General features: G+C 43.9%; 12 protein-coding genes and 2 pseudogenes. 6 read left to right on the top strand and 8 right to left on the bottom strand.

All coding sequences use genetic code 11. From position 1 onward, the window contains the following. Nucleotides 1-46 precede the first annotated feature (46 nt). Together JMX75_RS10080 and JMX75_RS10085 are read left to right on the top strand one after the other, a co-directional pair. Nucleotides 47-691: a DUF411 domain-containing protein gene (locus JMX75_RS10080; RefSeq protein WP_201532217.1), complete on the top strand. Its 645-nt coding sequence runs from the start codon at nt 47-49 to the stop codon at nt 689-691. A gap of 59 nt (nt 692-750) precedes the next feature. Next, nucleotides 751-1,491 carry a DUF305 domain-containing protein gene (locus tag JMX75_RS10085; protein ID WP_201532218.1) on the top strand — a complete coding sequence of 247 codons (741 nt, stop codon included), beginning with the start codon at nt 751-753 and terminating at the stop codon, nt 1,489-1,491. Between the two features lie 150 nt (nt 1,492-1,641). Here the strand turns inward: JMX75_RS10085 and JMX75_RS10090 are convergent, their stop codons facing one another. After that, nucleotides 1,642-1,794: a hypothetical protein gene (locus tag JMX75_RS10090; RefSeq protein WP_201532219.1), complete on the bottom strand. Its 153-nt coding sequence runs from the start codon at nt 1,792-1,794 to the stop codon at nt 1,642-1,644. 291 nt (nt 1,795-2,085) lie between these two features. Between JMX75_RS10090 and JMX75_RS10095 the strand changes: the two genes are divergently transcribed. The 3 genes from JMX75_RS10095 to JMX75_RS10105 are packed head-to-tail and all read left to right on the top strand — an operon-like array spanning nt 2,086 to nt 5,159. Further along, complete coding sequence (locus tag JMX75_RS10095; protein ID WP_133105034.1) at nt 2,086-3,846, top strand: TrkH family potassium uptake protein; 1,761 nt, start codon at nt 2,086-2,088, stop codon at nt 3,844-3,846. A gap of 50 nt (nt 3,847-3,896) precedes the next feature. Then, entirely contained in the window at nt 3,897-4,598 is a 702-nt protein-coding gene (locus tag JMX75_RS10100) for a potassium channel family protein (protein ID WP_011514154.1), read from the top strand. Nucleotides 4,599-4,613: 15 nt separating this feature from the next. Further along, entirely contained in the window at nt 4,614-5,159 is a 546-nt protein-coding gene (locus tag JMX75_RS10105) for a DUF3124 domain-containing protein (protein ID WP_149409190.1), read from the top strand. Between the two features lie 158 nt (nt 5,160-5,317). Here JMX75_RS10105 and JMX75_RS10110 read toward each other — a convergent pair whose 3' ends face one another. From JMX75_RS10110 to JMX75_RS10135, 6 genes and pseudogenes are all read right to left on the bottom strand, one after another. Then, the gene (locus JMX75_RS10110; RefSeq protein ID WP_201532220.1) at nt 5,318-6,343 is read right to left on the bottom strand and encodes a spore coat U domain-containing protein; all 1,026 of its coding nucleotides are present in this window, start codon (nt 6,341-6,343) and stop codon (nt 5,318-5,320) included. After that, nucleotides 6,340-8,907: a fimbria/pilus outer membrane usher protein gene (locus JMX75_RS10115; RefSeq protein ID WP_227673167.1), complete on the bottom strand. Its 2,568-nt coding sequence runs from the start codon at nt 8,905-8,907 to the stop codon at nt 6,340-6,342. Before JMX75_RS10115 ends, JMX75_RS10110 begins: the two co-directional genes overlap by 4 nt. Continuing rightward, nucleotides 8,858-9,619 (bottom strand): molecular chaperone, encoded by a 762-nt coding sequence (locus JMX75_RS10120; RefSeq protein ID WP_201532221.1) that lies wholly within the window; start codon nt 9,617-9,619, stop codon nt 8,858-8,860. The genes JMX75_RS10115 and JMX75_RS10120 overlap by 50 nt, the downstream gene beginning before the upstream one ends. 5 nt (nt 9,620-9,624) lie before the next feature. Beyond that, complete coding sequence (locus JMX75_RS10125; RefSeq protein WP_201532222.1) at nt 9,625-10,146, bottom strand: spore coat protein U domain-containing protein; 522 nt, start codon at nt 10,144-10,146, stop codon at nt 9,625-9,627. 546 nt (nt 10,147-10,692) lie between these two features. Beyond that, the gene (locus tag JMX75_RS10130; RefSeq protein WP_265088673.1) at nt 10,693-11,718 is read right to left on the bottom strand and encodes a D-cysteine desulfhydrase family protein; all 1,026 of its coding nucleotides are present in this window, start codon (nt 11,716-11,718) and stop codon (nt 10,693-10,695) included. A gap of 270 nt (nt 11,719-11,988) precedes the next feature. Further along, a pseudogene (locus tag JMX75_RS10135) lies at nt 11,989-12,894 on the bottom strand (tripartite tricarboxylate transporter permease); the annotation flags it as partial. On the opposite strand from JMX75_RS10135, the pseudogene JMX75_RS10140 reads away from it, so the two are divergent. Further along, nucleotides 12,894-12,986, top strand: a pseudogene (locus JMX75_RS10140) (GntR family transcriptional regulator); the annotation flags it as partial. The pseudogenes JMX75_RS10135 and JMX75_RS10140 overlap by 1 nt on opposite strands. A gap of 121 nt (nt 12,987-13,107) precedes the next feature. Here JMX75_RS10140 and ppc read toward each other — a convergent pair. Then, the gene (gene ppc / locus JMX75_RS10145) at nt 13,108-15,888 is read right to left on the bottom strand and encodes a phosphoenolpyruvate carboxylase (RefSeq protein ID WP_201532223.1); all 2,781 of its coding nucleotides are present in this window, start codon (nt 15,886-15,888) and stop codon (nt 13,108-13,110) included. Between the last annotated feature and the right edge of the window lie 251 nt (nt 15,889-16,139).

Raw genomic sequence — 16,139 nt, forward strand, 5'->3', positions numbered from 1 at the left:
CCTAAGGGTTATTTGGTATAATGCAAAAAATACATGAGATCGCATTATGAACGCCTTTACATCCGATTCTAGCCCTACCTTCAAACGTCATTCTTATAAACTCTTGCAAAGTACCGTGTGGTTAGTTGCTGCATCCGCCTTATTCGCCTGTAGCCAACCTGACAGTAGCGCGTCCAATGCAAGCTCCTTACAAAATGACAATGGCGCAGCAGTCACCGCAAATGTTGCTGAATCAAACGCTCAAACGGAATCGGCAATAACAACGCCAGCCAGCAATCCAGATTTATTAAAAAACGTCTCAGCAACGGTCTACAAAGATGCCAATTGCGGCTGCTGTAAAGACTGGATAAGTCATGCAGAAGACAATGGTCTGAGCGCCACTGCGCAGGATGTTACGGATTTGGCAGTATTTAAAGAGCGCTACGGCGTACCAACTGAGATGCGCTCTTGCCATACTGCTGTCACAACCGACGGTTACGTCTTTGAAGGTCATGTACCAGCCAAATATGTGGCGCAGTTTTTAGAAAACCCACCAGTACAAGCCCTAGGTCTTGCGGTACCTGGTATGCCAGTTGGTAGTCCAGGTATGGAGTATCAAAATAAATTTGCGCCTTATCAGATTATGCAGCTTAATAAAGATGGTACTACTGAGGTCTATGCTGATATTGTCTCAACCGAGCAACAGCTATAAGCTAGCGCTTTTTTACTTTGTAATACCTAAATTAAATCGTTATTAGCCAAGGCGGTACCATGAATAATAAATTAAGCACCTTTGCTCTCGCTACTAGTGTCCTATTGGCACTAAGCGCCTGTCAACCAGCCAATGATAAGGTTGACGTGACTGCCCCAGAAGATGCTGCATCGCAAAAGGCTGTACAAGAAAATACTGCAGCAGACCCGCATGCGGGTCATGATACGAGTGCAGGCACTATGGTCGCTGACGGCACACCAATGGCAGCTATGCTAAAAGATTACACTGACTCAATGACTAAGATGCATGAAGAAATGATGATTGGCATGGATTATAACGATCCAGATGCAGCATTTGCTCAAGGCATGTTTGCTCATCATGTTGGCGCGGTAGACATGGCAGAGATTGAACTAAAATACGGCACCGATGCAGAGATGCGTAAGCTTGCACAAGAAATCATCGACGCCCAGCAGTCTGAGATTGAGCAGATGAAAACATGGCTTGCCAACAATCCTGATAGCAAAATGCCAACAGCGGATACTAAAGCCATGCAGCAAGCTTATGCTAAGGGTATGGATGCGATGCATGGTGACATGATGAAAGGTATTGCTGACCCAGTACCAGACATGGCATTTGCTCGTGGCATGTTACTTCATCATGTTGGGGCAGTCGATATGGCAGCAACACAGCTTAAATATGGTAAAAATCCTGAGATGCGTAAGCTGGCGCAAGAAATCATCGATGCCCAGCAGCCAGAGATTGAACAGATGCAAAGCTGGATTGCAGCAAATAAAAGTTAAATTTAACACCTAAACTTTAATACTTAAACCTTACTATAATGAAATTTAGACCCTTTATTTACTAAGTATTTTGCAATTCGAAGTATAAAAAAGCAGCCTCTAGAGGCTGCTTTTCGATGTCAGTAGCTCAAAAGGCTATGGTAAGAATGACTACTTTTCACCACACTCACAGCATTTCGAACAGCGATCACATTTATCACAAGTTGATGCCGCGCTACAGCCGCACTTTGGGCAGGTACAGCCAGTACTATAGTGGATGGTCGGTATCAATGAGTGTACGCTATCTTTAGAAGTCATTTTCATAACAAATCCTCGTCCTTGATCGTTTATTCAGTCTGGCAATAATCGCTACTGCAATCAGTGGTTTTATTGTTAATACATTATAATAAATAGTGCCCGTTAACATAGGTGCTCTGCTGATAAAACGGTAGAGACAATGTTGTTAAAGTAACCACTAGATAAGTAACTATGACGAATATTGTAGTGGCTAATGTTAGAACACATAACTGGTTACGATTATCTAAAACCACGCTTAGTATATGACAGAAAAAAGGAGTATAAGTATTCTGGTTATTCCTTTTCTGGACCTAAGCTATGTATGTGGGCATACCGTATCGGTTATTAAATAAATTTATCGTTGTAATAAGCCTTATTGGTGTCGGTGTTGCCTTAATTGATAGTGGTTTTACATTGTCCGCATGGTTACAACAAGTGTTTCACCTGTTTTATATGAGTATCATTTTACTCAGTTTTGTCACTACGCTAAGACGTTATATACGTCCAAAAATACGCCTGACGGTCAATAAAGTCGCTGTCTTTGATTTGCTGACCAGCATTGCCATTTTAATCTTGCTCGTCCTACATTTTACTGAATTGTTTCAATCGGGATTGTCTACGCCCGCTGATGGTTTTATTGCCATCAAGATTGCCGTGCTAGTCACTTTCATCCGTGAAATATCAGATAATAATTTTAGTCTTAACCGAGCCTTTTTAAACCCAGGTCAATTTTTTATCTTAAGTTTTTTATCAGTGATACTGGTCGGATCATTATTGCTAATGATGCCAAATGCTACAAATCAACCCATCTCCTTTATAGACGCCTTATTTACCGCGACCAGTGCCGTCTGTGTGACGGGGCTCATCGTCGTCGATACCGCTACCCATTTCACTACCTTTGGGCAAGTGATTATTCTAGGTCTTATCCAAATTGGTGGTCTTGGCATCCTAACTTTTGTGACTTATTTTAGTTACTTCTTTAAGGGTGGTATCAGTTACGAGACCCAGCTTAGTATCAGTGAGATGACATATTCGCCACGTATGGGCGATATGGTGACAACCTTAAAGTCTATTTTATATGTCACCTTTGGTATTGAGGCACTGGCAGCAATACTGATTTATATAAGTGTTTATGATTTGGCAGGCATGAGCATATTTGAGCGTTTATTCTTCTCTATATTTCATGCCGTTTCGGCATTCTGTAATGCTGGATTCTCTACTTTTAGTGCAGGGTTATACGATGAATCACTGCGCTTTAATTATCCTTTACAGCTGATTATCAGTATTACCTTTTTATTTGGCGGTATGGGCTTTTTGATTGTCGTTAACTTGCTCCGTTATCTGCGTCACCGTATGCAAAGAGCGCTGTGTCGTGATGGACAGCGCTATGCCTACCAGCCGTGGCTGTTGAGTATCAATAGTCGGATCACTTTAATCACCTCTGGCGCTTTGCTGTTAGTAGGGCTGATTGGGGTGATGATGTTTGAATATCATGGTGTGTTGGCTGAGCACAGCAGTTGGTATGGCAAGCTGGTAGCGGGGCTTTTTACTGCTGCGACACCGCGAACCGCAGGCTTTAACAATATCGATATGAATGCCTTGGCTTTTCCAACCATCATGCTGACCATTTTTTTGATGTGGATTGGGGCATCTCCAAACTCTACTGGTGGCGGTATTAAAACCAGCACCTTTGCCATTGCTTTCCTAAATACGTTGAGTTTGGCACGTGGACAGACCAAAGTCGAAGTGTTCAAACGCGAAATTGCAGATAACTCAATTCGCCGTGCGTTTTCAGTTATGTGGTTGTCCTTATTAGTCATTGGGCTGGGCGTGACTTTGATCAGTTATGATCAGCCTGAGCTTGATTTGATTAAAGTGATATTTGAGTGTTTTTCAGCCTATAGTACGGTGGGATTAAGCTTAAATCTGACGACGGAGCTGTCTACTTTTAGCAAGCTTGTGGTGTCATTCATTATGTTTGTTGGGCGTGTCAGTATGCTGACGATTTTTATTGCCTTACTCAAAAATAGACATGAGCGTAACTACCGTTATCCAACGGAAGAGATTACTATTAATTAACCCGTCCCATCACTACCACTATAGTCTAGAGGTGAGTGAAAAGGAGTATTATGAAATTCATTATCGCAGGTTTGGGCAGTTTTGGGTCTTCGCTTGGTATGGCGCTGACCAGTCAAGGTCATGAGGTCATTGCTATCGATAGCAGTATGCAAAAGGTTGAAACCTATAAAGAAGTGATTACTCATACCATCTGTATGGATGCGACCGATGAATATACGGTCAATGGTCTACCGATTAAAGACACCGATATTGTCGTGGTAGCTATTGGTGAAGACCAAGGTGCCAATGTCATGGCGACAGCGCTATTTAAAACGCTAAAAGCGCGGCGTTTGATCAGTCGTAGTATCAATCCACTACACGAAAAAGTCCTACAAGCGATTGGGGTTGATGATATTTTTCATCCTGAGAAAGAGGCGGCAATGCGCTGGGCAAAACGGCTGTCCTTGCGTTATTTTGTAGACTCGTTCGAGTTAAGTGACAACTTTAGTATTGTCGAGATTAGCATTCCTACTGATTTGATTGGTAGAACCATCGGCGAGCTACAGCTTGAACACCGATTTAGTATCAAATTGCTCAGCACCATGCGTTATGAACACTATGAAGACAGCTTCGGTCGTATGCAAACCAAACCAAATATACAAGGCTTGGCAGCACCTGAACAAGTACTACAAGATAATGATGTACTGGTCATTTATGGTGCTAATGAACATATTAATAAGTTTTTACGTAGTGTTGGGGTTAAAGCCCGTTAAATAAGGAAAGAGGCCATGAGAAAATATCGAGTATCTATGCTATGTCTGACTGCCCTGATATTGTTTTCAGGCTGTGATCGGTCTATACAAGATCCAAATGTGATGTTTTCAGAGAAGCATAAGGACCCAATTCAAGAGTTGGAAAAAACGTCAAAAGAAACGGATCACAGCCAGTTTGGCTACAAACAAACGTTTTATGTGCCCATATATTCAGACATTTATACTGATAGAGACAATCGCAAAGTATTGCTTTCTGCAACACTCAGCGTGCGTAATACCACGTTAAAAAAATCATTGTATATCAATAAAATTGATTATTATGATACTGATGGTGCCTTAGTAAAGTCCTACTTAAGAGCTCCTATTGAGCTACCAGCGATGGCAACTCTAAATTATATTGTCGAAAAAGAAGAGGATAAAGGGGGTTCTGGTGCCAACTTTATCATTGAAGTAGAAGGGGTGGACGACACCGTTACGCCTGTCATTGAGGCAGTCATGATTGGTAATTTTAGCAATAAAGGTTTTGCTTTTAGTACAGAGGGTACGCCTGTTGTGCATTGATAAATGTATGCCTCAGTGTGAATAATCATCAAGAGTTTCATATCTATTAAGATTTGAGTGTCGAGAATCTACTGATGAACGTATTAGATCTAAGTAAAGGTAGATCAGTTTTGTGAAAAGACTTATCTTCAGTCTTGCTGTTTTATTTTATAAGGTTATTAATAATACACGGTCACAGTCACCCTATCAGAATAGCTATCAGGGGTGACATCAGTGTTCGGTACAGTAACGTACACTGTATGGGCTTTCGCCGCACCATCTCCTGTACCTGTTACACCATTGGTGAGGGCGGCATAAGTATTTCCGTTATTGCCCCATTCTGTACCGCTTGCATCAGATTGCAGCTGATAAGGTAAGGTAGACTTGCCATTGGTTCCTGCCATAATGCCCTTACCAGTCGTATTGTCATTAGAAGGCGTTAAGCCAATCTTATAGGAAGTAGCATTGGTGCAGGTGACAGCGATGTTATTGTTACTAGTAATATTAGTTGCGCCTGCTGAATGTATGCCTAAATTAATATCGGATGTCGCATTGATAAGACAGCTGGAAAGGACCGTTGCTTGGACAGTGAAAGTGAATTGAGTGCTACCCTGATCTACTGTTGCACAATCGGGCACCTGTAAGTCTGTTCCTATATCTACCGTCAGAGTTGTATGAATACCATCAAAATTATTAGCATGAACACCTTGTAGCGCGTTGACATTACCTTTTCCTGAAAGTAGAGAGGTATTAATAACTTCGCTACCTTGAATCTTGGAGTTTCCAGCGATAGTAAGGACGCTTGATTTATATTCTTTACCGAAGTTCCGATCGCCCCAAATTTCGCCATCTGACAATGTCATATTGAATGCTAATCTGGAGCTATTGGGTCCAGTCATATACCGTGCAGGAACAATTTGGCTCTCATTACTTCCGCTACCTGCAGCAAGACAAACTGATACTTTTGCGACCGTGTCGCTTGTATTCTCACATTCGTAGCTCAAGAGAGCAGTAATGTTGGCAGTGTCAGCATTAACAGGCGTGATAGAGCCGAGGTTAATAGAGCCACTATTCACGTTTGCTGTGCAGGTGACGTTGAGAGGTGTCTGAGCGTTATTAGGCGTCGACCAAACTGCAACGCAGAGAATAAAGAGTAAAGATAATAGGCGATAGCCGTAGTGAAGTATAGTAAATAGCTTTATCATTTCTGTGCCTTTTTACAGATAAAAGGACCGAGGAGCGGAATCTCATCGCCTTGCTTGGTGTACTTAAAGCGCACGGTACAAATGCTATCAGCAGGGGTAGTGACCTCCAGTGTATTGTGGGCATCCAATGTATCCAAATATACCTCTCCATCAAAACCCACTACAGTGGTTGGCGTATCTTCGTTGGAGATCAAGGTGACTTGACTGCCAAGGGCAATCGGTTGCTCATCGCTATCGATTAATACAATGGTTGCTGAGCGCACGGGAGTGATATCAAAAGCGACCATCACCCCTGCACGGTCGGTTGGGGTCGCGTCCAGACTGACTTTATCAATGCGTAAGTCAGCTGGCAGCTGCATCGGGTCGATAGCAATTTTATTCTCTTGATAGGCATTGAGAGGTGTCACTAACAGCAGTCCGCGGCGGTTGGTCGTGCCAATAGGATTGTTTTGCAATAGGACGGGCACACCAGCGATACCGCTGGTCGATACCACCGCAAATCCGCTATTAATTTGGCGCGCAGGAAACATACCGCCGCCCATCATCACCAGAGACCCTGTGCCACTGGCGTAAGTGGCATAGCTGTCATCATTACTACTGATACCAGCCTGAACCCGTCCGTAGCGCCCAAGATAGCTTAGCTCAGCCAACGCGCCTGTACTGTCTTTAGCATTACTATTTAAGCTGTTGTCTGATTGGCTAGCCGCGCTGTGGCGTACTTGCGCGCGCCAATCAATGCCACCCGCGCTTGGCGCTGATTTTGAGATATCTGCTGTGATGATGTCTTGCGCTGCGGTGTGTTGCAAGCTACTTCGCATTGACATATTGCGATCTAGTGATAGCGATGCGCCTATCGACAGGCTACTTTTTGCTGATTGGTCAAAGTCATGGTTATAATTGAGGTTCATACTTACTCGTCTACCAAAGGATTTGGACCAAGAGACACGGGCAAATCGTGTGTCCTCTTTTTCAGCTTGGGCAACCTGATGGTAACTTAGCCCAAAATTACCGAGCGTAGGTATGCTATAACCCGTAGATATTTGCTCATTTCGATGTACAGGGGCATTGCCATATTGTGAGCCTACATCGCGATATACACCAGAAGTTCCCAGCGCATTAAAACCAATGTTAAAGCGGCGATTGTTCCATGAGTAATTGGTGCTGTACTGCATGCCGCTTTGTCCCTCACTATGGCTTGCGGCTAGCGAGGCAAACAAAATACCACCAGCGCGCCCCAATAGCCAAGTCCCACCGACCCCTGCATTGGAGAGACCGTGCGTCACTTCGGCATGGGTTTCAGCGGTAAAACGGTTGGACACCCCATGGCGCCAAGTAGCACTGGCAGCAAGCGCATCCCCATAATCAAAAGATTCTGTCCCATAATTTTCACGCACTGCGCCAAGCTCAACTGACCAATCAGACAGTCCGGGTTGGAGCAAACGATGGGTATCATATAACGAAAAAGTTAGGGTTTTGCTTTGACCTAAGGCATCGGTGACTACCAGCTGCGCCGTTCCTGCACCACTGATGCTGGGCGCGGTGTCCAGCTCAAAGGGACCTGCGGGCACCTCACCGCTATAGTGTTTAAGACCATCAACAAACAGCTCTACCTTTGAGGGTAGGGTTGCTGAGCCAAAAAACGATGGCAACGGTGTGGTCGCGCGATAAGGCTGCAGATTAAAGTTGGTGCCGATTTGTAGACCGCCCAAACGTGTCGACCGCGTCCATGATAACGCGCCGGTCAGAATATCGCCTGCCCGAACCGTTAGCAGCTTATCAGGGAAGGATTGACTCCAGCTGGTATCAAGGCGCACGGTTTGACCCTTCCACTGACTGTGACGACTGTCATTAGCAGCCGTATTTGCAGTCGTTAAGGCGGTAGAGCTGACCACGCCAAGCGCATTAAAGGCGCGCAGCTCCGTATATGCGCTCAGACTTTTAGTGCTATTCTGAGTTTGACTGCTATACAGGTTGTAGTTTAATAACAGACCGGGCGAGGCGCTCGGTTTTGGGCGCTTATTGGTACGCGTACTATGGGTAGTCGTATCTAGCTTGAGCATATCGAGTGGAGCAATAAGGGTGAGTGTTTGCTGGCGTGCATCGTAGTCAATATTCAGCTCAGGTAGGCTGTCAAGGGCGATAGGGTCACGGCTTGCCTGTAGCGATGGAGGCAACACAAAGCTCAGCTGTTGCAAGATAGCTGCTGTTGCCCAAAGGCGCTCATCACGGTAGTCGAAGTGTACTAGACCCTTACTGGCACCATTCAGCGTGACGTCCAGATACAAATCTAGCCCTGCATCGTCATCATCACTATAACGGTCCAAATCAAGCTGAGCCAAATCCGCATCTATATTAGCCTGAGCCACGGTATCCGTTTGAGCCTGAATTGTAGGCTCTATAGCTTTTGCAACACGCAAAAAAGCAGCGCTGGTATCAACGCTGCTCGTAGGCATATCTTCACTCAGTACTGCGGTGTGACCAATTGAGCTTGTCACACCTTGCAAAAAAACGACTTTAGCGAGTGTTTGTGTCCAGTGTGACGTCAGGTGTCGTCTGTGTACCATTTAGCATAACCTTGAATTTACCCCCTGAAGTTAGCACGGAGGGTGGTATTTTCAGTGTCCAGTTCATAGTCGCACCGGGTAACACATAACCAAGCAAACCGGGATAAATATCCGTACTCGTACCTGCCGCATCAGTAAAGCTTAGCCCAGCCAATTGCGCATGCCCATTGCCGCGATTGCTCACACGCAGTTTGACCACCTTGCCATCTGGTTGCAGATGGGTACTCCACTGCAACTGCGGACGGGTCTTAGTCACGCCAACCGGCTGAACAAAGACCGGTAGCGAGTAGCTCATCGCAAACTGTAGCCCGCTGGTGTTTTCAGGCAGCTTAATCGGCACCTCATTGACCAACAGTCGGTACGCGTCCTCAACTGCGCCTGCGCCTTGCGGCGGCGCTTTGGCGCGGATGATACGTACCAGCTGCCGCTCACCCGGCTGTAGCTCAATCATCGGCGGACTGGCAAGCAGTCCGCGCGACGGGGCAAGCGTGTCACCTGAATCATCCTGCGTCCACTGCTGCACCCGCACCTGCGCCTGCACCACAGTATTACTGGTATTACTGAGTGTCAGACCACTCGCCGTCTCGCGAGCTTGTAAGCTTAGCGAGATAGGTGATACCTGTAGGCCGGCTGCCACTGCCAAACTAGAGGACAGTAGCAAGCTAGAGATCAGCACAGGTCTAGCAATACGGCGTAACCAGAGACTTAACATGGCGATTAGTAGTTTACACCGATCGTAACAGTGTCGCTATAAACGTCCGGTAGAACGAGGTTCTTGTCGCCTGTCACTTTTGCATATACTGTAAAGGATTTGTTTTTCGCTTCCGTTGTACCTGTACCTGTACCACCTGTTGTTGCGTTACCTGTAGCTCCAGCAGCCCAAGGAGTAGCACCAGCTGCATCGGTAGCCAGCTGATAATCTAATGTAGCTAGATTACCAGAAGTTCCTTTTAAGGTGCCCTTACTTTCACCCGTATTGGTGGAGCCAGTTGTTGGTGTCATTGAAACACTGTAAGGGGTATCTAGAGAACAGGCTACCTTGACAATACTGCTTCCAATTGGAGCAGTCGCGTCAGTCTTAGCGGTTAGGGCAATGTTGTCGCCTGCTGTTACGACGCAGCTTTTTGCAACTGTCATTGCGACAGTAAAAGATCCTGAATCAGCAGCATTCGCAGACATAACAGCAAAACTACCAACGGCAAATACGGCCGCGGTCATAACCGATTTTTTAAATAACATGGTAAATCTCCAAAGGATTAGGTTTTTTTAGCAATTTCAATAATATAAAATTTGGGACTTAGCTGAAGACTAAAATTCACCGTACTAAGATCAGATATCTCAGTAATTTGGAACCTATCGGCACAGCGCAATTACCTGATAATAACAATATATATACAGTTTCTATATAAAATGAAACTATATGCAGATATTTGTATATACATTGTAACACAATATGTGTGCAACTGTACACTCAAATATTGCTTAAAACTCATATATAAGGCAATCATAGAGCTCGATATATTTTTAATATCCAGCTCTAAGTCGCTGATGTATAGCGGAAATTGGATAATTGGGGCGTTAGATAGGTTATATCTTTCTTGCAGTGAGGATGAGTGAAATATGCCCGTTGTTTTTGACAAGTTTTATGATTGGTGATAGCTATTCTTTAGCGAATAGAATGTAGTGTTATCTAAAAATTAAAGTTTAGATTTTATAGTGATGGAAAGCTTGTTAAAAAGGTCGGCTAGCCTTAATTAGCCGATCTTTTTGATAGTGCTAGACAGATTAACTATCGCTTTGAGATATCGCTAAATCACTAGCATAAGCAAATAAAGCGGGCGCGCCGCCAGTATGCCAAAACAACACACTGTCCGTTTTTTTGATTTTACCGGTACGAATCATATCAAGTAATCCGCCCATCGCACGCCCTGTATAAACAGGATCTAATAATATCCCTTCCATTTGCGCGGTCATAGCAATGGCTTCATTTTCTAGTGCACCAATCACTCCATAACCGTCTCCCACATAATCAGAATTAAGCACTAAATCTGACTCTGAAAAGGTGTAATCTGCCCCAATCAATGCAGCCGTGCTATTGGCGAGGGAGATAATATACTGATCAAACGGCACTTTATCGGTTTCACCTTTATCAATATTGATACCTACTATCTGATAGGGTGAATCAAAGATTTTATTACCCAGCATCAAGCCCGCTTGTGTGCCACCGGAGCTGGAGGCAAAGAAGATATGCGTGAATGAGATATCCCTCTCTTGACGTTGTAATTCAAGCTCTTTAAAGGCTTCAACAAAGGCAAAAGCACCAAGCTCGCTTGAGCCGCCATAAGGGACAATATAGGGTTTCTTACCTTGTTTTTTGAGCTGCTCTACAATCTCAGGAATGTCTTCCCCTTTACGGTTGCTGCCAGCCCAGTGGATATGGCAGCCAAAAATCTTATCTAACAATAGATTGCCCTGCAACTGTTCTGGCTCGTGTCCGCCCAAAACCAGATGACATTCAAGTCCCAAACTGGCTGCGGCAGCTGCGGTCTGGCGACAATGGTTTGACTGCGCGGCACCTGCTGTCACGATTGTATCCGCACCTTTAGCAAGGGCGTCTCCAATGATAAATTCAAGCTTTCTGGTTTTATTACCGCCTAATGCCAGTCCCGTATTGTCATCGCGTTTCATATAAATTTTAGGACCATTGAGTGCTTTGCTTAATCTGGTCAGCTCAATCAACGGCGTTGGGAAAAACCCTAAAGGTTGCCGATTCATACTCGGCAGGCTTGGTATAGATTTATTTTGCATCATTCATCCTCTTTGAGATAAGGCAAGCTACAGATACTTTTGAATAATATCCGACCATAATAACAATTTGAGTCATACGGACTTCTTACAATTATAAGCTATCAATGCGAATGACTCAGTCTTGGCGAGCTACTGCTATTTACTTTTATATTGGTATAAAACCTACTTCGGAAAATTTTGGGGTATTTCAGTAATACGACCTAAAAAAATGGTGGTCATACATAGAGTATAACCACCACCGGAGAAGTATTTCGAGAACAGAGTAACTAAAATTTAAATAGCAGGCTTAAATTTTCTACGGTAGATACTACGTATGACTGGCATGAATACCATCAAAATAGCCAACAACCATAGAACTACTGTGATAGGGCTGCTCCATAAGATACTAAGCTCGCCTTGAGAGATAGACAGGGCACGTCTTAAGTTAGACTCCATGAGCTCACCCAATACATAGCCCAAAATAAGCGCTGATAAGGGGAAGTTTAGTTTACGTAAGAAATATCCGAAGACACCAAGTGCCACCATAAATACCAAGTCAAAGGTCGTGCTATGGATAGAATATACGCCAACGAAACTGACCGCAGCAATGGCTGGTATCAAGATATAGTTCGGCACATCAAGCAGTTTGGCGAACAAACCCACCAAAGGGATGTTCATGATTAGCAAAATCACGTTACAGATAAATAATGAGGCAATCAGACCCCATACGATATCTGGCTGCTCAGTAAATAACTGCGGACCCGGTGTGATGTTATATAACGTCAATGCGCCCATCATGACTGCTGTCGTACCAGAACCCGGCACACCTAGCGTCAACATTGGCACAAATGAGCCACAAGCTGAGGCATTATTTGCCGCTTCTGGCGAAGCAACACCGCGAAGATCACCATCACCAAAAGTACCAGTATCACCAGCAATTTTGCGTTCACTAGCATAAGTCATGGCACTGGCAATCGTTGCGCCTGCACCTGGTAAGATACCAACGACAAAGCCCATGAGACCACTGCGTAGCATGGCTCCAAAAGCAAAAGTAAACTCTTTAAAGTTTAAGAGACTGCGTTTACCTTGTTCAATAACCTTGTGTCCAGTCGTGGTTTTTTCGAGCAAGATTAGAATTTCACTCACACTAAAGAAACCAATAACAATGGTAGTAAATTGAATACCATCAGATAGGTTGACGCATTGCGAAGAATCTAGAAGGCGATCCTATCGAATATAGAGAATCCTATGGGCTGGCAGAGAAGTTCAGCTATGAGATTAATATTATTTAGGCGTTTATTAAACCTATATCGATAATTAAGTGACCGTTTGAGATAAACAGATTAAAAGACAGTACCTTTAGGAAATACTAAAAGTACTGTCTTTTTTGCCTATATTTTTCTGTTTTATCAATTACCCTGTATTGCGTAGACCCGCTGCCAAAGCATTAATACTACGGATTAATGGATCTTCAACGTCGAGGTCACCAAGATTGGTATCGCTTGTAGCGTCTTTTTGTCTGGCACGCTTTAATAGCTCAATTTGGATATAGTTGGTTGGATCTAAATACGCATTCCGCCATTCAAGAGAAGCGGCAAGATTCTGCTGATGCTCTAATAACGACTCTTGGTTAAGCAAAGAGTTTAAACCTGAATAGGTCAGCTCGTGCTCATCCGTCACCGCTGTCATAATCTGTTCACGTAATATCTCATCGTTACATAATTGGCTATAAGCATGAGCAATACTCATATCAGACTTGGTAAACGCCATTTCAATATTGCTAATAAACACGTTAAAAAATGGCCAGCAGTCAATCATTTCTTTCATCAGTGCTTCATCATCGATGACGCTATGCAACGCACTGCCGACACCATACCAAGCGGGCAGTGTAAAGCGCGCTAATGACCAACCAAATACCCAAGGAATTGCGCGCAAAGTCGTCTTACTTGGTAGACCTTTATTACGATGTGCTGGGCGTGAGCCAATATTTAATAAGGAGATTTCTGCTACTGGCGTCGCTTGGGAGTAGAACTGATAAAACCCTTCGGTATGATCAGTTAGCTTGCGATAACGCTGCTCACCTGCATCTGCTAAACGCGCAAAGAGCGCTTCATAATGTGGCAGTTCAGGCGGTTGCACCACGAATCTTGAGGAGCAAGCTTTAAGCGTGCCAGTGATGCCCATGGTTAGCTCAAATACAGCGGTATCGGTGTTGGCATATTTGGCATAAAGGACTTCGCCTTGTTCGGTCACTTTGATTTGCCCATGCAGTGTACCTGCAGGTTGCGCGGCAATAGCTTTATGCGTTGAGCCGCCACCACGACTTACTGAGCCACCACGACCATGAAATAGGCGGGTTTTGATGCCATATTCTTCTGCGATACGGTTAATGGTCTGCTGCGCGCTATAAAGCTGCCATGCAGAAGTAATGATGCCTCCGTCTTTTGAAGAGTCCGAATAGCCCAGCATGATTTCTTGGGTATTATCTGAGTGTCGTAGCAACCCTCGATATAATGGATTGTCTAAAACTTCAGGTAGAATTTTATCGATGTTTTTAAGATCTTCTATCGTCTCAAATAAGGGGGCTACTGGCAAGTCGGCAGACAGTCGCGCTTCGTCATCCACTCTACATAAGCCTGCAAAGCGCATGAGTAGCAATACTTCTAATAATTGACTGGCGTTATTGGTCATTGAGATAACATAACTGCCAAAAGTATCTTGCCCAACCAGTTTGCGTAAAGTCGCTACTGAGTGCATCAAGGCCAATTGTTCACGGGTTTTATCCGTTAAATTATCGGTATAAATAAGCGGTGTGCCTGGTTTCTTAAGCAAGCGCGTCAACCACTCTTGGCGCTCGGTTTCATTGAGGCTTTGGTAGTCAGGCAAGTTAGAAGCATTGGCAAAAATATCAGCTATCACTTCGCTATGATAAGACGACTCTTGGCGAATATCGAGCGCTGCCAAATGGAAGCCACAGGTTTTGACCAAACGTATTATATCGAGTAATAAGCCTTCGCCATGTGCTGTGTCATGAGTATTCACACTTTGACGGATGATGCGTAAGTCTTCTAATAGTTCTTGTGGATTGGCGTAGGCATCTTTTTTAGCCTCAGTATCATTCCCTTTGCTTTGGATTAAAAGGTTGGTGGCTTTGACTTTATTTAGGATTAAGGAGAGGAATCTGCGATAAGGTTCATTGCCGTAATCATCAAGATTGTAATCAAAGACTCGTCTGTCGAGCTCACTATAACTTTCAATTTTTGCATATACTTCAGGTTCGATAGTAACAATCGTATCACTATGAATAAGCTGACGACGTAGTTTCTTAAGCAACACTTGATAGTGACGCAGCACGGTATCTGCATGCATCAATACGGCCATTTCTGTGGTGTCATGAGTGACAAAGGGATTGCCATCTCTATCGCCACCAATCCAAGAGCCAAAGCTTATGAAAGCAGGTAGAGGGTAGTCTGTTAGCTCAGGATAAATATCAATAATAGCGTTTTTAATATTACGGTAAACCTTAGGAATGGCGTTGAATAAACTGGCATTGAAATAATGCAGGCCATTATTTATTTCGTCATAGACTAAAGGCTTACGCGTCCGCACTTCATCAGACGACCATAGCAGATCAATCGATTGCGCCGTTTTTTCTCTGGCTTGCTCGTAGGCAAAACTGTTTTGTGCAACGTTATTTAAGGCATCGCTATGCGTAAATAAACCTTGTAATAAGTTCATCGTTGTACGTCGACGCGCTTCAGTAGGATGCGCGGTAAATACAGGCATGAATTTTAGTTGCTCAATGAGCTCTTGCATCTGTGCTGGCTCAATATTGCGCTCACGACACTCTAGTAAAGTACGGCGAAACGATCCTTCCCAGCTCTGCTCTGATTGCATACGTAATGCATGGCGCTCTTCACGTAGATAATTCTCTTCACTTAGATTGGCTAAGAAAAAATAGATAGAGAAGCTGCGGATGACATTTTTTAAGGATTGATTGTCCAAAGAGGCAATAAAATCGATGAGCTTCTGCTTATGAGCTTCATGAGGCTCACGGCGCTGTTGAATAAAACCTTTGCGCAGCGTTTCAATCGTATGCAGCGTTTGTTCGCCCGTCTGGCGAGAAATTGCATCCCCTAGGAAGGAACCTAATAAACTAATGCGTTCACGTAATATGTCATTATCTATTATCATCCTTGACCTTCTCCTTAAATTAATTAAAAAATAGTGAAGCAGTAAATCTGTAATTTTGTATAAAGAAAAATACTGCTTAATATAATGTTTAGTAATGAGCAGTGAATAGGACTAATATTCAATTTTATCAAAGACTTAGTATCTTTGATAAAAGCGAATCAGCACAATAATGAGACGATAAAGGCTGGTAAGCTATCTTCTAAAGTGTAGCATGGGTGACTTCGCATATTAAAGAAGTTAGCGGATTAAGT

This window comes from Psychrobacter sp. LFX-11D (genome assembly GCF_904846475.1).
Classification (GTDB): Bacteria; Pseudomonadota; Gammaproteobacteria; order Pseudomonadales; family Moraxellaceae; genus Psychrobacter; species Psychrobacter cryohalolentis.